The sequence below is a fragment of the Alteromonas sp. 1_MG-2023 genome, from assembly GCF_030547075.1.
Lineage (GTDB): Bacteria > Pseudomonadota > Gammaproteobacteria > Enterobacterales > Alteromonadaceae > Alteromonas.
In genome coordinates this window covers 89792-110153 of sequence record NZ_JAUOQH010000014.1, presented here as the reverse complement: position 1 = coordinate 110153, position 20362 = coordinate 89792, and the positions used below count along the sequence as shown (strand labels likewise).

The following is a 20362-nucleotide window of genomic DNA, read 5'->3' as shown; positions in this document are numbered from 1 at the left end:
CAGTATTATATTACTTGGTGAATGGGCTGCTATCACATTCGAGTACGTGCCAAGGTAGGCCGTGCTCGTTTAGCATGTCCATGAATGGATCTGGATCAAATTGTTCCATATTCCAAACACCGTTTTCTTTCCACGTGCCGTTTAGCATTAGCGCTGCACCAATCATGGCCGGAACACCTGTGGTGTAAGATACCGCTTGTGCACCCACTTCATCATTACATTTAGCATGTTCACAGTTGTTGTAGATGAAGATGGTTTTTTCTTTGCCATCTTTCATGCCCGTAATGTAAGTACCAATACAGGTCATGCCGGTATAGCCTTCAGCCAGTGAACCTGGGTTAGGCAGAACTGCTTTTAAGAATTCTAGAGGCACTACTTTTTGGCCTTGGAAATCAACCGGTTCAATACTGGTCATGCCTACGCCTTCTAGTACGCGAAGGTGTGTAAGGTATTCATCACCGAAGGTCATCCAAAAACGAGCACGTTTAAGGGTAGGGAAATGCTTCACCAAAGATTCCAATTCTTCATGGAACATGAGGTAAGACGCACGTACACCAATGTTTTGGTAATCTAAATCTTCACGCACGCTTAGCGGGTCGGTTTCTTTCCACTCGCCATTTTCCCAGAAACGACCACGTTGAGTAATTTCACGGATATTGATTTCAGGGTTGAAGTTGGTCGCAAATGCTTGACCGTGATCACCACCGTTACAATCAACAATATCTAAATAGTGAATTTCGTCGAAATAGTGTTTAGCCGCGTACGCGGTGTACACGTTGGTTACACCTGGATCGAAACCACTGCCTAACAAGGCCATGATGCCTGCGTCTTTAAATTTCTGCTGGTAAGCCCACTGCCAAGAGTATTCGAACTTAGCTTCGTCTTTTGGCTCGTAGTTTGCGGTGTCTAAGTAGTCGGTGTTAGTTGCTAAACACGCATCCATAATAGGCAAGTCTTGGTAAGGCAACGCAAGGTTAATTACTAGGTCAGGCTTAACATCGTTAATAAGCGCTTCTACTTCTTTGGCGTTATCGGCATCAAGGGCAAATACACCTTTAACGCGGTCTACACCTACTTCTTGTTGCAAAGCTTCACATTTAGACACTGTGCGGCTGGCAAGAAAGATTTCGTCAAAGTGCTGTGGTAAACGTGCACACTTTTTTACGGTTACTGAGGCAACACCGCCAGCACCAATAATTAAAACGCGAGACATAATAATTAATCCCTAAATAAGCTAATGAATTTTGGGCTGAATGCTAGCAGACGATACCAAATTGGCAAGCAAAGACAGCCGAGGTTCGACAAAAAATAGTCATCGTAAACACAAGGAAAACGAATAAGCACAATTTATACGCGATAACGCCTATTCTGGCATTGTATTGATGGGAGGGGAAACCACAATTTTTTCCCCTACGCGATAATAAGGGTAAAGCAAAAGCTGTTCCTCATCGTTAGGGCAAGCCGTATTAATGGCAATGGCATCTAAGCGAGTATGCTTTTGCGTTTCTACAGTCGCGGCATAAACCAGAATACTATAGCTGTCAGAATCTGTAGTGGTGTCGATTATTCGCCACTGTAAACATTCGATGAGTTGACCTTCGTCGATGCGATAATGGGTTTCTTCGCTAAATAAGCAGTCTACTTTCCCATCTTCATAAATGGCGGCAAAAGGATAAAATACGGGACTTGTAGATAAAACCAATTCGCATAACTCAAGTGCTCTAGACACAAGTATGCATAAAGGGGGGGGTAAGCTATTTGTTCCTTTTATCATGGTGCATCTCCTAACGAATTTTGCGTTTGAGCAATAGCTATGAGTAACGCGAAGCTAGATACAACCAAGCTGTGACTTTCGATAAAAATACTTACACAGCCTTGATATTAGGTTAAACGAATGTGTGGGTCTATAAGATCAGAGGTTTTAATTTTTTCTGGCGCCTTGAATACCGCCAGTGTGAACAATAATAAGAGTGTGTCCTTTTTCAAAGGCTGTCGATGATGTATTCGGGGAGTCACTACCAGCACGGTTTTGGCAGGCGTGAGTTGCTAGCAAGTTTTTGAGTGCCCAAAATACTTTACCTGAGTACACCCCTTCAATGTCAAAAGGCATAGTGCGATTGAAATCTTCACAGAACGTTTGCAGGTACGGTGGAACTTTCCCGTAGCCACCACAATGATAGTCATGGTTTATGCTGAATTGTTTTTTTTTGCCAGCGCACGCGACAGATGACCGAACGGGTGAATCAGCTGGTGTAAGAAACTGTTCTACGAGCCCCTCCAAATATCCCTCTCCTTTTAAAACACCAATACCAATAGCGCATTGGTGCGGTGACAGGGCCGAAGTTAACCCTGCCAACGTAGCGCCACTAGCCACAGGGGCAATAATACGGTCGAAAGGGATATCTATTTCATCTACGACTTCTTGAACGCCTTTTAGCGCCGCCATTTGACTACCGCCTTCAGGAATAATCAACGCATCAGGAAACTGTGTTCGTAGGCTGGCTAAATAATTAGGGTCATCCCTTTGCTGGTAGGTAATTTTATTCACGTAGTGAATTAGAGTGCCCCATTGCACTAAATCCCGAATCATCGGGCTGGGGTGTTTTGTGTAATCACCGCGAATAATAGCGTGAAAAGGAATATTCAGCTGATTACACAAATAACCTAATGCGTGCAAATGATTAGAAAATCCACCGCCAAAACTGACTACTGAGGAAGGGCGCTTTATACTTAAATCGGTATTTTTACCTGAACCTGACCCTAAATTTATTTCATGAGAAGTTGCGATATCGAAAGCATACTTCAACTTCCGCCACTTGTTGCCTGAAATAACAGGATGAATGCTATCGTCCCGTTTTACATACATAGATACATGCTCTGCACCTTCCCAATCTGGCGTAAAGGGCTCAAGCGGTGAGGGCAATAGCAAACTGGCAGCGAAATTCTCAAAGTCGGAAAAGCTGTCAAAATTTTTGAAGTTCAAAATGGGGCTTTCAAATGATCAATGTGGCAATCTCAACAGTATAACTAGAGCACACAACAAAATAAAAAATGTATCGCTTTTTTGCTTAGAATTTCTGAGGCATAACTGCGCAATAGCGCGGTGGCCTAGTTTTTAAATGCGATATGGAGAATGTACATGAAAATGTTTCAACGCCGTTATACCGCTTTAAACCTTGTCATTGCCTTGGCAATTTCACTTTTGGTTCTTTCGAAAAATGCCTTCGCGCAAAGCGTGCCCGATTATGTAATGAAAAAAGTGCCAGACGCGCAAGTAGTAGGAATCGCTATGTTTACCTATTTGTTTTGGGATGTGTATGACGCCACCTTGTATGCCCCACAAGGAAAGTGGCAGCCTGAAGCGCCATTTGCATTAAAACTAGATTATCAAAGAGATTTGGACGGTAAAAAAATCGCGCAGCGTTCAGTGGACGAAATGCGCAAGCAAGGTATTAGCGACGAAGAAAAGTTAAGTGAGTGGGAAGATAAAATGATCGCTATTTTCCCCGATGTAGAAGATGGTGATGTCATTACCGGTGTGGCTACCGCTAGCCATACTAGCGAGTTTTATATCAACGGAGAGTTGGCTGGCTCGATTGAGGATACTGACTTTACCCAGGCGTTTTTCGATATTTGGTTATCAGAAAATACCTCTGAGCCCAAATTACGTAAGGCCCTGTTAAAAAATCAATGAGCACAATTTTTTTAAATTGTGGGCAGCGAATCTAAGCGCATTAACAAGCGCAGTGAATGGCCCGCTTTGAACAAATACATATTGAAAAGTAGACGTTGCTAAGCGGGAACTAGACGTACTAAGTGCTTACTTAGTGGCTACTAAGTGGACCGTCATATAAATCAGTGCGCTATATGCGTACTAAGTTGACAGTCACATCAATCAAAAACGAGGCGAACATGAAATTCATTAAACGCACAGTGATAGTTGGGCTGCTATCTTGCCTTACTCTTTTAAATGGGTGCTCTACATCAGTAGATGGCGAAACGTACGAACAAGTATCTCCTGCCTTTAATATTGAAGCGTTTTTTGCCGGCAATGTTCGAGCATGGGGAATAGTGCAGAATCGTTCCGGCGAAGTGGTTCAGCGCTTTGTGGTAAATATTGAAGGTACAAACAAGGATGGCACATTAACGTTAGACGAAACCTTCAGTTATGGCGTAGGCGAGGGGCCGAAAAGCCGCACGTGGAAAATTGTGAAACAGGCTGATGGCACGTACGTGGGCAACGCGGGTGATATTGATGGCCCTGCAACAGGCACTTCATACGGCAATGCGTTCAACTTCCATTACAACATGGACTTACCGGTTGATGATACAACCTACGCCGTTACTTTCGATGATTGGTTTTGGGCATTTGACGATAGCGCCATGATGAACCGCTCATACATTAGAAAGTTCGGTGTGGTGATGGCAGAGGTGACTATTTTCATGCAGAAGCAGAATTAGTATTTGCTTGGCTCTTTATTAAATGACTAACGGGGAAAGGTGAATACCACACCCAACCCGTGGCCTTGCATTAGTGGGTCGTGTACGAACCAAAGCTTACCTTTGTGCAGCTTAACAATTGCCGAAACAAGCGATAACCCCAATCCGTTCCCTTCACAGTTTCTGCTTTTATCAGCTTGGAAGAATCGACGTTCTAAATTATCGAGTTCATGTTCATCAACCCCTTTGCCATTATCGTTTACACTGATAACAACATGTGAGGATGTAGCAGTAAGTTGTAGCATTACTGTGCCACCGTCAGGGGTGTATTTTATGGCGTTATCTAGCACATTAGCCACTGCTTGGAAGAGCAAGTTCGGGTCGCCATAAACCTGTATTTTAGATACTTGGCTAACGAGTTTAATGTCTTGATCTTCAGCCAGAGGTTGATACAAATCCACCACGTCAGTCACCATGTCGCTTAGTTCAGTATCACAAAAGCCTTCTTTTTGATTTACCGTTTCTAATTTGCTAATACGCAAAAGGCTATTAAACATATTCAGTAGTTTGTCGGCTTCGTAGGTGGTGTCGTGACGAAGCTTTTCATCACCAATATGTTCGAGATTATTACGCAAGCGAGCTAGTGGTGTACGCAAATCGTGGGCGATACTGTCGCTCACTGATTTTATATTATTTACTGCACTTTCAATGGTATCGAGCATATGATTGAACACAACTGCTAGTCGACTTAAGTCATCCCAACTGCTGTCTATTTCCAATCGTTCTTCCAAATTACCGGTACGAATAATGTAATCAGCAGTTTGTGCCATACGGTTTATGCGTTTAACCACATAAAGTGCGACCGCAAAGCTTATGGCGCCCAATACACATAGCAAGGCAATAATTATCCAACCAAACGTTTTTCCTAACCACTGTGCACTGTATAAATCATCGATATTCCGGCCAACAAACAACGAATAACCCGCAAGGTTTACTTCTTCGTAAAGAATGCTGTTGGTGGAGTTAGAAAACGAATAGCTGTTGCTGTCTTGCGCAGTGCTACCTTTCCCATCAGTGAACTCTGGTAAGTTAATAATGCTAGTGGAGGAAGTGCCAGAGTCAACACTTGTACCCATGGCAATGGGCCACGTTGGATAATTGCCTGCTACTATCTGGTTTTCGCTGTCGCGAAGTACCACAATCAATCGAGATGGCGTAAAGGAGTGGGAGGTGTCGGTTTCGTTAGAATTTGGCGAAAGACTTGGTGAGGTTCTTTTCTTAATATTGCTAATTACGGCTTCAATGCCTGCTTGTTCATGTAGTAGGGTAAACGCATACGTTTCTGCATCAACCGCAGCGCTTGCCTCACGAATAAATACGTCACTACTGGCAAGACGCCAGAAGTAGACGATAAATAAAATAGCAACAAGCGCTAATGAAGCAAGTAATACCCCAACACGGAAACTAGAACTTCGGGTGAAGTTGCCTATTGCTAACACACAACAGGGTCCGCAATTCTATATCCCGTGCCTCTTACGGTTTCAATCAGAGGGACGTTAAATGCTTTGTCTACTTTCTGACGCAAACGGCTAATATGCACATCGATAACATTGGTTTGTGGATCGAAGTGATAATTCCAGACTTGCTCCAGCAGCATGCTACGTGTAACGACTTTCCCTTGATGGCGCAATAGGCACTCTAGCAACTGAAACTCTTTAGACTGTAAGTCTATTTCGGTATCGCCGCGTTGTACCTTTCTGTTCACAAGGTCAAGAGTGAGATCGCCCACTTTGATAAGCGTTTTATCGCCGCTTTCGCGTTCTCTTCCCGCTAACCCTTCTACACGGGCAAGAAGCTCTTCAAAAGCAAAAGGTTTGGTTAAATAATCGTTGGCGCCTGAACGTAAGCCTCGCACTTTATCCTCTACTTGGCTTTTCGCACTAAGCAGTAGCACTGGGGTAAGCACGTTGTCATTGCGTAAACGCTCCAAGATAGTAAAGCCATCTAATAAGGGAAGCATTACATCTAGTACAATAACATCTACATCATCGGACAAGGCTTCAGCTAAGCCTCTTTCGCCATCACGCGCTGCAACGCAGCTGTGCCCTTCACCAATAAATCCTTTTTCAATGTGAGCGGCAACCTTGGGATCATCTTCAACAAGTAGCACATTCATGATTTTGTTACTTCTAATTAATGGAGTTAAATATCAAGGTTTATACATACAATCTATCGTGTTGCGATCACTTTGAGATGCTATCAGCACCCCTATTAAAACGGACATTGGCGTTATATGGCGTAAAATGTTGAATGTCCCCACGGGCACATTTCTTTTGTACTTCATGCCAATATTCTGGGGTCATAAGGTCGCCATGAAGTGTCTTTGAAATGTCCTTAAGTTTCCGTTTTCCAACAATAAAATGCTCAAACTGCTCGGGGAAAACATCGGTTGGCCCAACCGACAACATATCCATGGCGTAAGGGTCATCTGATTTGGGTAGCGCCCTAAAATGACGCTCGTTCATTAAACATATTTCATCATAGTCGTAAAAGATAACTCTGCCATGACGGGTAATACCGAAGTTTTTATGCAGCATGTCGCCAGGGAAAATATTCGCCATAGCAATTTGCTTAATACAAAGCCCGAGTTCGTTTAACGCGCTTCGCACTTTATCTTCATCTTCTTCTTGTTGAAGGTACAAGTTAAGCGGCGTCATTTTACGTTCTATGTATAAATGCTTGATGACCAGTTCGTCTTCAGTAAATTCTAGGCTAGATGCGCAGGTTTCTTTAAGTTCTTCTATTAAAAGAGGATCGATGCGAGACAGCGGGAAGCGAAAGTTCATATATTCGTGGGTATCGGCCATTCGGCCTACACGATCTGACATTTTCACTAACCGGTAGCAGTCTTTAACATGCTCACGGGTGACTTTTTTACTCTCGGCAAATTCATCTTTGATAATTTTAAACACTACACCATAAGATGGCAGATGGAAAACCATCATCACCAAGCCTCTTATGCCAGGCGCTGCCTCGAACCTATCGTCAGTGGTATCCATATGTTCGAGGAAATTGCGGTAAAATACCGTCTTCCCATGTTTGTAGTGCCCAAGGGCCATATAAAGTTCGAAGTGCTTTTTGTTGGGCAGTAGTTCTTGTAAGAATGCAGCGACTTCGGCGGGGTTTTGCGTATCTGCCATAAAGTAACTTCGGGCAAAACCGAAAATCACGCTTAAGTCGCTTCTGTCTGTGAGTAGGGCATCCACGAAAAGCATATGCTCATCACTACGTTGCAAAGAAATAACAAACGGCAAGGTTTCGTCTGGCATGCAAATTCTGCCAATCAGATATGCCGATTTTCCCCTAAAGAATGTGGGTTTCAAAAGCTCGACGGTATGCACATTGGCCAGTTGCTTTGTAGATAAGCGCTTTCTAAGAGCTTCTTCTAAGTTTTGCATATCACGTTCGTAGTCTTCGAAAGGAATGCCATAGCGATAAATTTTAAAAATGGATTCATACATTTCACGCACTGTTGTGGTGGTATCGAAACTATGAACCACTTTATTTCTATCTTGGCCGGGAAGAAAACAGCGACTTGGCAACACAAACATCATGCTGTCATCTATCTTACGGTGCTTAAACAAGCGTCCGATCACAGAATTATAAAAGGTTTCGGCGAGTTCAAATTGCGGGTGGCCTTCGAGTTGCCGCGCGAAGGTCTTTTTCAAGTCTTGCCAAAATTCATCGTTTTTCTTATGCACTTCTGTAAGGTGATAAACATCGGCAACGGCATCGGAAAGGCTTTGTTCATAAATAGTGATGCGCTCTTTTGATGCCAGTTGTATGTCTTTCCATTGGCCTTGTTCAAACCGTGATTGGGCACCTCGGGTTATACGAGTGAACCAGCGGTAGCTCTTATCAAAATGAGAAAGAACTTGATAAGCGACTTTCTTAGAAAGGGTGACATCCAGCATAATTTAGCCTTTAACAATAAGTGAATTTCGGTGTGCCGCCGTGTTCTTAGTTTTTAATTTGGGCTGCATATATGTAACTAAAGTAACAAATGTTTACGATAAGCTACTGGAAAAGTAGACTAAAAGTGTATTTTTATACTTTAGTTTAATATAGTCTTTAACTTACTTTCCTTATTCACATTTTCAACAATTTGACCTTTGTTACCAATTGCGAATGGTGATAGATGTACTTGTAGATTACTAAGAGTAGACCATGAGCTTTAACATTCTGATTTGTGACGATTCGGCGCTAGCAAGGAAAATGGCGCGCCGTAATTTACCTGAAGGATTAGCGAGCGAAATATATGAAGCCTCTAATGGTGTGGATGCGCTAGAAATATTGGGGCATCATCGTATCGATTTGGTTCTGCTAGATTTGACCATGCCTATTCTTGATGGGATAGGGGTGCTAGAAGAAATAAAGCGTAGAAAAGTGGAGGTGTTCGTGGTGGTGATTTCAGGCGACATTCAACCTGTGATGCAAAATCGTGTGATGGAATTAGGCGCGCTCGCGTTCATTGAAAAGCCATTGAAGCGTTTGCCTTTAGAGACAACATTGAAACGCTATGGATTTATTCTGCCAGAGACCGTTGCTTGCTAAGAAGCTACGTCGATTAGCGGCATAGCGGAGCCGTATATATAGCGGAGCCGTTTATAAGGCATAGCACGCATATTCGGCATAGTGGGTAAAAAATTTAGCTACAAATGATCAAAAAGGAGCTCAGATGAGCTCCTTTTTTAGTCTGTTTGACTGCTTATTGGCATGTTTATAAAACATTGCTGTTTACTGAACTAAACTGCTTATGGCTTATTTCAACCAATGGCTATTATAGTCAACATGGCATTTAAACCAATCGCTTAGTTCAACCTATAGCTTAGTCAAACCAATGACGAGTTCTATTAGCAAACCACACCAACGATAACATCACAGGCACTTCAACTAATACACCAACTACGGTCGCTAATGCAGCACCACTGTGTAAGCCGAATAATGAAATGGCGACAGCCACGGCCAGTTCGAAAAAGTTAGACGTACCAATCATACAAGCAGGCGCGGCAACATTGTGTGGTAGCTTCATTTTTTTCGCCGCAAAATACGCTATCGCAAAAATTCCGTAGGTTTGAATAAGAAGCGGGATCGCGATAAGTACGATGTCTTGAGGTTGGGCTAAAATCGTTTCTGCTTGAAAGCCAAACAACAATATAATGGTAATTAACAGCCCAAGTATCGAGAATGGTTTAAAGCGCTCAATAATAGCCGTAACAGCTTGCTCGCCCTTGTTCTCAATCTTCTTACGGGTAACCACCCCTGCAATTAATGGCAGTACCACATAAAGTACAACGGAAAGAATTAAGGTATTCCACGGCACTGTGATATCGGTAACACCCAGCAACATCGCAGTAATAGGGGCAAACAAGATGACCATGATTAAATCGTTGATGGATACTTGCACCAAGGTGTAGTTTGCATCGCCCTTAGTTAAATGGCTCCATACAAATACCATGGCAGTACAGGGCGCTACACCAAGTAAGATCATACCTGCGATGTATTCTGTGGCTGTTTGTGGGTCTACCCAGTCGGCAAAAATACCTTTAAAGAACAACCAGCCAAGCAACGCCATAGTGAAAGGCTTGATAAGCCAGTTTACTACCAATGTGAGCACTAAGCCTTTCGGTTTTTTTCCCACATCTTTAATAGAGGAAAAATCGATTTGAATCATCATGGGGTAAATCATGAGCCAAATCAGTACCGCGATTACTAAATTTACGTGGGCGTACTCAAGGCTTGCAACAAGCGCAAAAAAGTCGGGGAAAAGGCTCCCAACGGCTACACCTGCTATAATACAAAGCCCTACCCATACCGAGAGGTATCGTTCAAAAAATCCCATGAGACAGTGTCCTTAATTACGTAAACATCGTTCGGGTTAACATTGCGGGTTAGCATTACAAGGGTTCACGGCATGCTTGCCTGAGTGCTCATCAGAATACTTGTCCACAATGTTTGCAAAAGTAGAATTAAATCGTTTTCTGGTTAACTCGTTTGCTTAATTCCTCTGCGCTTTCAACACGCTCAGAGTAGCGATTAACAAGGTGATCTTTGTTGTCGCGAGTCAGCAGGGTGAATTTCACCAATTCTTCCACAACATCAACAATGCGGTTGTAGTAAGAAGACGGCTTCATACGACCATCGTCATCAAATTCTAGAAAGGCTTTTGCCACCGACGACTGGTTTGGAATAGTCAGCATGCGCATCCAGCGACCGAGCACTCGCATTTGGTTCACTGCATTGAATGACTGTGAGCCCCCGCTTACTTGCATTACCGCAAGGGTTTTTCCTTGGGTTGGGCGAACCGCGCCAATACTTAATGGCACCCAATCGATAATGCTTTTGATAATGCCTGTCATACTGCCGTGACGTTCAGGTGAGCACCAAATTTGCCCTTCAGACCACATCATTAATTCACGAAGCTCTTTTACTTTTGGATGATTTTCATCTTCGGTATCCGGTTGAGGTAAGCCTGTTGGGTCGAAAATTTTGGCTTCACAACCATAGTATTCAAGTAATCGGGCGCTTTCTTCAATCACGAGTCGACTAAAAGAGCGCTCCCTTAACGATCCGTAAAGCAACAAGATGCGCGGTTTGTGCTCAGAATATGTTTTAGCGAAGTCGCCTGCTGTTGGCGCAGGCGCAACGCTTGTAGCTAAGTTACTTGAGGGAGAACTTTGTGCTGACATTATTGTGCTCCCTTTTCTTGCAATGCTTTTTTAACATCTTCGATTGGAAGTTTACGAGAAACAATATCGGCAAGAACGGCAACACGTTTTTCGATAATATCGATGGTGTTGTAGAACGCCTGCGCTTTCTCTTCATCGCTGCCTTCTATTTTTGACGGATCTTCAAGACCCCAGTGCAGTTTTAGCGAATTGCCGAAGTACACAGGGCAGGCTTCACCGGCCGCTGAATCACAAACGGTGATAACGATATCTGGTTGGTAATCTTCAAAATCATCCCAAGATTGGCTTTTAAGACCGTCAGTACTATAGCCTCGCTCGGCAAGGTACTTTACTGACAAAGGATGTACTTCACCCACAGGTTGGCTTCCCGCGCTGCGCGCTTCTAACGATAAACGGCTTGAAGCATTAGTAATGGCTTCGCAAAGGATGCTACGGCAACGGTTGTGCGTACAGATATACAATAATTTCATTACAAAAATCCTGGTGGTTTACGTCACATAATTGAATAAAATAAGAAGGGTGTTTAACAGCCCGCGTCACATTTGAGATTGTTCAGTGCGCCTTCGATGTAATCAGCATTGTTGGTGGCAGATAAATGAATAACCTCTTTTGCCCATGCTGGAAGGCTAGGATTTAAACGGTAATAAACCCATTTGCCACGACGCTCGTCAGCCACTAATTCGCACTTGCGTAAATCGGCCAGATGACGAGAAATTTTAGGTTGGCTAAGGTTAAGGGCTTCGGTGAGATCGCACACGCAAAGCTCGTCTTTTACACAAAGCATTAACAAGGTTTTTAGCCGAGTTTCTTCCGCTAAACATTTAAATAATGAAAGCGGTGAAAGCGATACACATGTTGAAGATGCTACTGAAGTCATCACTTATCTCAAATACGTTAAATCATATATGTTGCATATCGTATATGTTTTTTCGTATGTGTCAAATGCAAAAGTGAGTAGATGAGTAAAAGAGTAAAAGAGTGCTCGAGAAAAAACGATTTAGCTAGGCGGCCAAAGCGCAGAGTACTTGAAGAACTAGGCATTTAATGTGCTAAGCAACAAGCAACAAGCTATTAGGCCGCTATATGACTAAGCGGATTATTACGCTCTTAAAAAGACTGAATAAAAGTACAATAAATAGACGGGTTATTGAGGGACAGGCTCTATTTGTGGAGTGACGGTAGTGGCAACGTGTGTGTTATTACCCTCATTGAAGTCAGCGATAACCATATTCATGAACGCAAACCAAGTTTGGTTAGGCTGCCAAATAGCAAGAAGGTCTTTTTTTGCCGATAGTTCTGATTCACCTAATGCGGTAATGCGATACAAATAGGTGAATACAGCACCACGCCAATTTAACTTACAGTGAGTAAGTACTTTGTCATCATCTATATTCGCCTGGTTCATGAAGCCCGTATATTGCTTGAAATTAGCAAGGGTAGGTTGCTCCCATTCAACTTGAATGTTGTGGTAGTTGAGCGATAGGGCCTCTACAATTTGTTGCTCTGGTAACCGATCGCCGGGTATCAAATCAATAACCATGGTTACACCATCGTCTTTCAATAGTTGAAAATGTTCAGCAGCAGGGAGACCGGAACTCACCATGCTTTGGCTGTTCACTTGGTAATTGGTGAGTGTTGCAAGTGTTACATCTTCAGCATTTTCCGCTGTCTTCGCACTTGCACTTGTACTGGCGCCTTTTACCGCTGATGCATTTAGCGCCCATGCCGAATTTATAGTAGATAGCTGCATGGTTATAACAGCGAGTGCAGAGAGGGTACGTATAAGGTTATATTTCATAATGTTCACATTAATAAATAAAAAAGCTACAAGTGGAATAGTGCTAAAGTAAAGATTGCGCTAAATGACAGATTAATTCAAATGTCTAGTCGGTTTATATGCGCTTAAACTTACGTAAAACACATGATTAAAAATCCCTCAAAAGGCTAATAATCAAACAGCCAATTATACAATATACTCCTCATCACACATTCACAGTGATTTCTAAGCTTGAGGACGATGTACATGCTTAAATCAAAATTTTTCGCGCTGGCACTACTTTTAGTAAGCGGCGTTACCCAAGCAAGTTTAATAGTTAACGGTAGTTTCGAAGATAACAATATTCGCGCCAATAGCTACAAGGCCTTTTCAGCAGGCACAGTTTCAGGTTGGGATGGCACTAACATGGAACTTTGGGACAACTTTAAGAAGTTCGCAGCATATGATGGTGACCAATATATCGAGCTAAATGCTCATGGGGTTAATGGCGCTTACTCTATTTTTCAGTCGATAACGACTACGCAGGGTGATGTGTATGATGTTTCTTTCGCGTATGCGGCGAGAAGCAAGAATAATGAGAGCTTTCTATTTGAAGTGATAGATGGAAGCAACGATACCGTATTTAGTCAAATTATTGATGACCATACCGTTAAGACGTGGAGTGTATTTGAAACGAGCTTTGTTGCTTTATCTGATACCACTGAGTTTAGGTTCACCACTATCACTAGTGGCACCGTGGGTAACTTAGTTGACGCACTTACGGTTACCAGCGCTCCCGCAGTGTTAACCCTAGCATCAGCGTTTACAACTACTTCTACCACACCTACTTTGGCGCTAACGTCTGCAGTGTCAGTTTCTGAGCCTACTACAGGTGTATTGATGGCCTTCGTAGCAGGTTGTCTAGTGTTGAGAAGAAAGGTAAAAAGCAAATAATAATAGGCCAGTTTGACCTGTTTGAACGTGCGGTGATAGAAGAGCGTATTGTAGAAAAAGCCTTCTGGTAGAAAAACAGCGCCTGATATAGAAGTGCCCTAGTATAAAAGTGCCCTGATATAAAAGCCCTCTGATAGTAAAACGAAATCTATCAAGGAATTAAGAGCGCTTTTTTTGAACTGATTATTAATTATAAAAAGGCCCTCGATGCTATTCATCACGGGCCTTTTTTTATCTTCCACACATATTTTTGTTAACGCGCGTTCTCTTCGCTGTTTTATTTATCCATGTGGACAACAGAGCGAATACTTTCACCGTTGTGCATTAATTCGAACGCCTCGTTAATTTCATCAAGCCCCATTGTGTGAGTGATGAATTCTTGTAATCCGAACTCGCCATCTAGATAACGCTCAACAATGCCTGGTAGCTCAGAACGACCTTTCACACCGCCGAACGCTGACCCGCGCCATACTCGGCCAGTTACCAGCTGGAAAGGGCGAGTAGAGATTTCTTGACCGGCACCAGCTACACCAATGATTACTGATTCTCCCCAGCCTTTATGACAGCATTCTAACGCTGAACGCATCACATTTACGTTGCCGATACATTCAAATGAGTAATCAACACCGCCGTCAGTCATTTCAACAATAACTTCCTGAATAGGCTTGTCGAAATGCTTTGGGTTTACAAGATCAGTGGCACCGAGTTGTTTGGCCAGATCAAACTTACTTTCGTTAATATCAATACCGATAATACGGCTAGCGCCAGCCATACGTGCACCAATGATGGCTGAAAGCCCAATGCCGCCTAATCCGAAGATAGCAACGGTATCGCCTTCTTTCACTTTGGCAGTGTTAAGTACTGCACCCATACCGGTAGTAACACCGCAGCCTAACAAGCAGACTTCTTCAAGGGGCGCAGATTTATTTACTTTCGCCAAGGAAATTTCAGGTAAAACAGTGTACTCAGAAAAAGTAGAGCAACCCATATAATGGTAAATTGGCTCACCGTCTTTCGAGAAACGGCTGGTACCATCTGGCATTAAGCCTTTACCTTGGGTTTCACGCACTGCTTGGCATAAGTTAGTTTTGCCAGACGTACAGAATTTACATTCACCGCATTCTGCCGTGTATAAAGGAATAACATGGTCACCGACTTCAACAGAAGTCACACCTTCACCGACCATTTCAACAATACCGCCACCTTCATGGCCAAGTACTGATGGGAAAACACCTTCTGGATCGTCACCTGAAAGGGTAAATGCATCGGTATGACATACGCCAGTGGCAACAATACGTACTAGCACTTCGCCTTTTTTCGGAAGCTCTACGTCTAGCTCTTCCATTTTTAATGCTTCGCCTGGGCCCCAAGCAACGGCTGCTTTAGACTTAATATGAGTCTGACCTTCTTTCAATGCTAATGTCATGGCATGCTCCTAATATAATACAACGTGGGTAAACAGCACGATGCCGCTACCTGTAATGTCTACGATATGGAACAGATTATAGACCTGAGGTATGTTTTTATAAATACAGATTTGGTAATTCATTATTACTTGTGTGTAATAATGTGTTGATGTTTAATGGCTAGCTAAATGGCGCCTTTTTAATAACTATTACTAAGCATGGCGTCGTACTAGAAAAACGAGGTTCAACAAAGGTAAACGCCATGACATGGGAAGGGGTTGTAGAATTTTGTGCAGTGGCCAGTACCGGCAGTTTCACCGCCGCGGCGACCAAGTTAGACACATCTGGCGCACAAATAAGTAGAAAAGTCGCCAACGTGGAAAAGCGTTTAGGGGTTAAGTTGTTCAACCGTACCACCCGAAGCGTGTCACTTACTCAAGCAGGGTATGTTTATTTTGAGCAATGCCAACCCGCACTGAAAGCTTTAGAAGAAGCTGAACTGAACGTGAGCCAACTTCAAAAAGTGCCACAAGGCCTTATTAAGCTCACTGTGCCAGTCGCCTTTGGCGAGGCCTTTATTGCACCGCTGATTAACCAGTTTTTGAAAAAGTATGAAGGCATAGAAGTAGAGTGCCGATTTACCAACGACACCATGGATATTATCGACGAGGGCTTCGACCTTGCTATTCGCATTGGCAATTTAGAAGACTCGACCATGGTAGCCAAAAAGCTAGCTACCCGGCAGCTATATGTATGCGCTAGCCCCGAATACTTGAATGCCTACCCAGCACTTGAAAGTACCGATATGCTCAGCGAACATCAGTGCTTAGTAGGATCGCAGCCACATTGGCGTTTTCATTATAATGGGCAAGTGCAAACAGTCCGGGTAAAAGGGCGTGTGAAGTACAACAGCGGCAATGCGTTGCATCATGCCGCATTAGCGGGGCTGGGTTTAGTACAATTGCCAGGGTTTTACGTGCGCGACTCATTAGCAGCGGGTAAATTAATTGAAGTGTTATCGCCATATCGAGACAAGCGAGAAGCGGTATGGGCATTGTTTCCATCGAATAGACACTTGGTACCGAAAATCCGTTTGTTGGTGGATTTTCTGTCCGCGCATTTGTTAGACGATAAATAGTTAATTTTAGGAAAAATCTGTAGGCAAGAAGTGCGATGAAAAACTTCTTTTCACTGAAGCTAATTATACATCTCAACCACAGGCTCAGGCTGATTATCGCTGAAATCGAAACGTGAAATGGTTTGTGTTTCATTTTATGCAATACAGTATGGTGAAAACTGCGGTTGACAGATAGACGTCTATACGGCAAATTGACCCTATGAAAACGATTCTTCTTATTGGCACCACCGGCATTATGATTACCACCTTAAAACGGGCGGTCGCTGGCTAGTGCAAGTAAGCATAAGACAACGAAAGCCCGCCCTCACAGAGAGCGGGCTTTTTTTTACTCACGTCATAGTAACCGATTTAAAGCAGTAACCTGGCGTAACCGATATAGGAGCAGCACATGAAAGTCTTAAAGTTTGGGGGCTCATCACTTGCCGACGCACCGCGCTACCTGCGCGTGAACGACATAAGCACGGCCACCCACCAAACCGATGGCGCTGCAGTGGTACTTTCTGCCCCTAAAGGGGTAACGAATGCATTGTCACTTTTATGTGAGCAAGCAGCCGCTGGCGAAGATTTCCACCCTCTATTTGAAAAATTAACGTCTACCGTGACCGGTATTGCTGATGCACTAAACGAAGAGCTCAGTGGTTTCGCTCATGCCCACGTTATTGATTTTATCAATGCGCAACTGCGTGTACTTAATCAGCACCTCGATGGCATTAAATTATTAGGTGTAGCACCTGACAATATTGCAGCCGGTATATTAAGTATTGGTGAGTACATTTCGGTAACGTTATTTAGCGGTATCTTAACGGCTAAAGGCGTAAAAAACCGTATTATCGACCCTGTGACTTACATCCTTGCAGAAGGTGAGTACTTAGACAGCATTGCTGATGTTTCATTAAGTAAAGCCCGTTTTACTGATGTGCCTATCGATGGCAGCGAACTATTGATAATGCCTGGTTTTGTTGCGGCAAATGAAGCTGGCGAAAAAGTAACACTTGGTCGTAATGGTTCGGACTACTCTGCAGCTATCTTAGCAGCTTGTATCGACGCAAGTTGTTGTGAAATCTGGACAGATGTAGACGGTGTTTATAACGCCGATCCGAACCAGGTTGAAGGCGCAGTGCTGCTTGATAAACTTACTTATCAAGAAGCCATGGAGCTATCTTACTTTGGTGCCAAAGTACTTCACCCTAAAACCATTGGGCCAATTGCACAGCATCATATTCCTTGCCTAATTCGTAATACGCTTAACCCAGCGGCTCCTGGCACGTTAATCAGTAACGAAGCCAGCGAGAAATGGACCTCGGTTAAAGGTATATCGCAGCTTGAAAACGTCACTATGTTCAACGTGGCAGGCCCGGGTCTTAAAGGCATGGTTGGCATGGCGAGCCGTGTGTTTGAAGTAATGTCGAATGCGAATATTTCTATAAGCCTAATCACTCAGTCGTCTTCTGAATACTCAATAAGCTTCTGTATTCAAAGTAAAGACGCTGATCGCGCGTTAAGCTTGTTAGAAGATGCCTTTGCGTTAGAGCTGCAAAACCAATTGTTAGACCCTATCGAAGTGCGTCACGACTTAGCGATTGTTACCTTAGTGGGTGACGGTATGCGTCATGCGAAAGGCTTAGCAGCGCGCTTCTTTAACTCGTTGGCGCAAGCTCGTGTTAATAATGTGGCAATTGCCCAAGGGTCTTCAGAGCGTTCTATCTCTACCGTTATTGAAAATAAACGAGCGAAAAAAGCCGTTAAGGTTATTCACCAGAATTTTTTCTCAGACCGCCATACCATTGATGTGTTTTTGGTAGGGTGCGGCAACGTGGGTACCGAGCTTTTAAGCCAAATTGCAAAACAGCAGCCAGCTTTACTTAATCGTAATATCCAAGTGCGCGTGTACGGTATTGCGAATAGCCGTAAGTTGTTACTAAACAGCCAAGGTATTGACCTAAACCAAGACTGGAAGCCTGCACTAGATGCTGCCAGTGAAGGACTGTCTGTTGAACGTTTACATCAGTTTGCTAATGACAACAGCTTAGTGAACCCAGTGATTGTGGATTGCACCAGTCACGATGCTATTGCTCAGCAATATGTAGATATGATGGAAAATGGTTTCCACGTAGTGACACCAAATAAGAAAGCCAACACAAGTTCCCTTGCGTATTATCGCAAGTTGAAAAAGACGGCGCTTTCTACCAATCGTCAATACTTGTACGAAACTACGGTAGGCGCAGGCTTGCCAGTCATCGACAACCTGCAAAAGCTATTTAGCGCCGGTGATGTGTTACACCGCTTCGAAGGTATATTGTCAGGCAGCTTATCTTACGTATTTGGTAAGTTAGAAGAAGGTATGTCGTTGTCGCAAGCCACAGGCTCTGCTAAAGACAACGGTTACACAGAGCCAGATCCTCGTGACGACTTAAGTGGTATGGACGTAGCGCGCAAACTCCTTATTATGGCCCGCGAAGCAGATTTAGAGCTTGAGCTTTCCGATATTGAGATTGAATCAGTATTACCTGCCGGTTTTGCAGAAGACTGTTCAATTGACGAATTCATGACACAGTTACCTGAACTTGATGCTGAATTTGCCAAGCGTGTTGATGCTGCAAAAGCCGAAGGAAAAGTACTTCGCTATATTGGCAGCATTGAAGGCGATAAGTGTAAAGTAACTATTGAGGCAGTACCTGCGTCTAACCCGTTATCGCAAGTTAAAGACGGCGAAAACGCGTTGGCCATCAACAGTGATTATTACCAGCCTATTCCTTACGTTATTCGAGGTTATGGGGCCGGTGGTACGGTAACGGCTGCGGGTGTATTTGCTGATATATTACGTACTATGCCTTGGAAGCAAATGGCACACTAATTGGGTCTTTTTATAAAACAAAAGAACCACTGAAGTTAAAAGAGTAATTGAAGATAAGTATTATGAAAGCATTACGAGCATATGCGCCAGCATCTATTGGCAACGTAAGTTTAGGATTTGATGTACTAGGTGCAGCGCTTGCTCCTATTGATGGCACACGTTTGGGCGATGAAGTTGATATTGAACGTGCTGATACATTTTCTTTGAAAACCGTTGGGGCTTTTGCGCATAAATTGCCTGATGATGCCGACAGTAATATTGTTACCCAATGCTATCATTACTTCTGCGCGCAAATGGAGAAAGTAGGGAAAGCGACTTCTCCTGTGGCGATGACCTTATCGAAAAACCTGCCGATCGGCAGCGGATTGGGGTCGAGCGCAAGTTCTATTGTTGCTGCCTTTGTTGCGCTAAATGCTTTTTTTGATTATCCCTTCGATGAAGACACTTTATTGACCATGATGGGTGAACTAGAAGGGCAAATCAGTGGCAGTATTCACTACGATAACGTAGCGCCTTGTTTTGTTGGCGGCATGACATTAATGACAGGTGCTACGTCGCCAGTTACCTTGTCATTACCTTTAGTGAAAGACTGGTATTATGCTATTTGTTATTCTGGTATTAGCGTATCTACTGCGGCTGCCCGAGACATATTGCCTAAACAGGTTGATATGGCCACAGCGCTAACGTTTGGTCGCCAGTTAGGAGTGTTTGTACACGCATTGCATGCGGGTAAAAATGAGCTAGCAGCATCGGTGATGAAAGATGTGATTGCAGAACCCTATCGTAAACAGTTATTACCGGGTTTCGATGATGCAAGAGCTTTCAGCGAGCAAGAAGGCGCGTTAGCCTTCGGTATTTCAGGTTCAGGTCCTACGGTATTTGCCGTATGTGACAGTAAAGAAAAAGCGCAGCGTATTGTTGCCTATTTAGACGAACATTATATTCAAAATGAAGATGGCTTTAGCCATGTGTGCCAAATCCCTGAGCAGGGAACCACGGTTGGCCCTATCGCTTAATGAAGTGATACAGCAGCTAGATGTTACGGCACAACGAAAAAAGGTATTA

The 20362-nt window shown here is 43.5% G+C and carries 19 protein-coding genes; 7 read left to right on the top strand and 12 right to left on the bottom strand.

Annotated elements, in window-relative coordinates:
- Positions 1 to 10: 10 nt before the first annotated feature.
- The 3 genes from Q4561_RS15030 to Q4561_RS15020 form a co-directional block, all read right to left on the bottom strand.
- Complete coding sequence (locus Q4561_RS15030) at positions 11 to 1213, bottom strand: saccharopine dehydrogenase family protein (RefSeq protein WP_303461658.1); 1203 nt, start codon at positions 1211 to 1213, stop codon at positions 11 to 13.
- Between the two features lie 150 nt (positions 1214 to 1363).
- Positions 1364 to 1774: a hypothetical protein gene (locus Q4561_RS15025; protein ID WP_303461656.1), complete on the bottom strand. Its 411-nt coding sequence runs from the start codon at positions 1772 to 1774 to the stop codon at positions 1364 to 1366.
- A 147-nt stretch (positions 1775 to 1921) separates the two neighbouring features.
- Complete coding sequence (locus Q4561_RS15020; RefSeq protein WP_303461654.1) at positions 1922 to 2983, bottom strand: 1-aminocyclopropane-1-carboxylate deaminase/D-cysteine desulfhydrase; 1062 nt, start codon at positions 2981 to 2983, stop codon at positions 1922 to 1924.
- 156 nt (positions 2984 to 3139) lie between these two features.
- Between Q4561_RS15020 and Q4561_RS15015 the strand changes: the two genes are divergently transcribed.
- Both Q4561_RS15015 and Q4561_RS15010 read left to right on the top strand, forming a co-directional pair.
- The gene (locus tag Q4561_RS15015; RefSeq protein WP_303461652.1) at positions 3140 to 3694 is read left to right on the top strand and encodes a chalcone isomerase family protein; all 555 of its coding nucleotides are present in this window, start codon (positions 3140 to 3142) and stop codon (positions 3692 to 3694) included.
- A gap of 218 nt (positions 3695 to 3912) precedes the next feature.
- The gene (locus tag Q4561_RS15010; protein ID WP_303461650.1) at positions 3913 to 4461 is read left to right on the top strand and encodes a DUF3833 domain-containing protein; all 549 of its coding nucleotides are present in this window, start codon (positions 3913 to 3915) and stop codon (positions 4459 to 4461) included.
- A gap of 26 nt (positions 4462 to 4487) precedes the next feature.
- Here Q4561_RS15010 and Q4561_RS15005 read toward each other — a convergent pair whose 3' ends face one another.
- From Q4561_RS15005 to aceK, 3 genes are all read right to left on the bottom strand, one after another.
- Positions 4488 to 5939 carry a HAMP domain-containing sensor histidine kinase gene (locus tag Q4561_RS15005; protein ID WP_303461649.1) on the bottom strand — a complete coding sequence of 484 codons (1452 nt, stop codon included), beginning with the start codon at positions 5937 to 5939 and terminating at the stop codon, positions 4488 to 4490.
- Entirely contained in the window at positions 5933 to 6616 is a 684-nt protein-coding gene (locus Q4561_RS15000) for a response regulator transcription factor (RefSeq protein ID WP_057789835.1), read from the bottom strand. Before Q4561_RS15000 ends, Q4561_RS15005 begins: the two co-directional genes overlap by 7 nt.
- A 67-nt stretch (positions 6617 to 6683) precedes the next feature.
- A complete protein-coding gene (gene aceK, locus Q4561_RS14995) occupies positions 6684 to 8414 on the bottom strand; it encodes a bifunctional isocitrate dehydrogenase kinase/phosphatase (RefSeq protein ID WP_303461647.1) in 1731 nt (576 codons plus the stop codon).
- Positions 8415 to 8667: 253 nt separating this feature from the next.
- On the opposite strand from aceK, the gene Q4561_RS14990 reads away from it, so the two are divergent.
- The gene (locus Q4561_RS14990) at positions 8668 to 9054 is read left to right on the top strand and encodes a response regulator (RefSeq protein WP_303461646.1); all 387 of its coding nucleotides are present in this window, start codon (positions 8668 to 8670) and stop codon (positions 9052 to 9054) included.
- 274 nt (positions 9055 to 9328) lie between these two features.
- On the opposite strand, the gene arsB is transcribed toward Q4561_RS14990, so the two are convergent.
- From arsB to Q4561_RS14965, 5 genes are all read right to left on the bottom strand, one after another.
- Positions 9329 to 10342: an ACR3 family arsenite efflux transporter gene (arsB, locus tag Q4561_RS14985; RefSeq protein WP_303461644.1), complete on the bottom strand. Its 1014-nt coding sequence runs from the start codon at positions 10340 to 10342 to the stop codon at positions 9329 to 9331.
- A gap of 127 nt (positions 10343 to 10469) precedes the next feature.
- Positions 10470 to 11189, bottom strand: coding sequence for an arsenical resistance protein ArsH (gene arsH / locus Q4561_RS14980; RefSeq protein WP_303461642.1), 720 nt, complete (start codon positions 11187 to 11189; stop codon positions 10470 to 10472).
- Positions 11189 to 11659 carry an arsenate reductase ArsC gene (locus Q4561_RS14975; RefSeq protein WP_303461641.1) on the bottom strand — a complete coding sequence of 157 codons (471 nt, stop codon included), beginning with the start codon at positions 11657 to 11659 and terminating at the stop codon, positions 11189 to 11191. The genes arsH and Q4561_RS14975 overlap by 1 nt, the downstream gene beginning before the upstream one ends.
- A gap of 53 nt (positions 11660 to 11712) precedes the next feature.
- On the bottom strand, positions 11713 to 12066 hold the full coding sequence (locus tag Q4561_RS14970; RefSeq protein ID WP_303461640.1) for a metalloregulator ArsR/SmtB family transcription factor: 354 nt from the start codon (positions 12064 to 12066) through the stop codon (positions 11713 to 11715).
- 267 nt (positions 12067 to 12333) lie between these two features.
- Positions 12334 to 12987 (bottom strand): protein tyrosine phosphatase family protein, encoded by a 654-nt coding sequence (locus tag Q4561_RS14965; protein WP_303461638.1) that lies wholly within the window; start codon positions 12985 to 12987, stop codon positions 12334 to 12336.
- A 225-nt stretch (positions 12988 to 13212) separates the two neighbouring features.
- On the opposite strand from Q4561_RS14965, the gene Q4561_RS14960 reads away from it, so the two are divergent.
- Positions 13213 to 13899, top strand: a complete 687-nt coding sequence (locus tag Q4561_RS14960; protein WP_303461636.1) for a DUF642 domain-containing protein — start codon at positions 13213 to 13215, stop codon at positions 13897 to 13899.
- Positions 13900 to 14176: 277 nt separating this feature from the next.
- On the opposite strand, the gene Q4561_RS14955 is transcribed toward Q4561_RS14960, so the two are convergent.
- A complete protein-coding gene (locus Q4561_RS14955) occupies positions 14177 to 15325 on the bottom strand; it encodes an S-(hydroxymethyl)glutathione dehydrogenase/class III alcohol dehydrogenase (protein WP_303461634.1) in 1149 nt (382 codons plus the stop codon).
- 242 nt (positions 15326 to 15567) lie between these two features.
- Between Q4561_RS14955 and Q4561_RS14950 the strand changes: the two genes are divergently transcribed.
- The 3 genes from Q4561_RS14950 to thrB all read left to right on the top strand — a co-directional run bounded on the left by Q4561_RS14950 (position 15568) and on the right by thrB (position 20313).
- Positions 15568 to 16443, top strand: a complete 876-nt coding sequence (locus tag Q4561_RS14950) for a LysR substrate-binding domain-containing protein (protein ID WP_303461632.1) — start codon at positions 15568 to 15570, stop codon at positions 16441 to 16443.
- Positions 16444 to 16831: 388 nt separating this feature from the next.
- Positions 16832 to 19297: a bifunctional aspartate kinase/homoserine dehydrogenase I gene (thrA, locus tag Q4561_RS14945; protein ID WP_303461630.1), complete on the top strand. Its 2466-nt coding sequence runs from the start codon at positions 16832 to 16834 to the stop codon at positions 19295 to 19297.
- 62 nt (positions 19298 to 19359) lie between these two features.
- The gene (thrB, locus tag Q4561_RS14940; protein WP_303461628.1) at positions 19360 to 20313 is read left to right on the top strand and encodes a homoserine kinase; all 954 of its coding nucleotides are present in this window, start codon (positions 19360 to 19362) and stop codon (positions 20311 to 20313) included.
- The last annotated feature ends 49 nt before the right edge of the window (positions 20314 to 20362 follow it).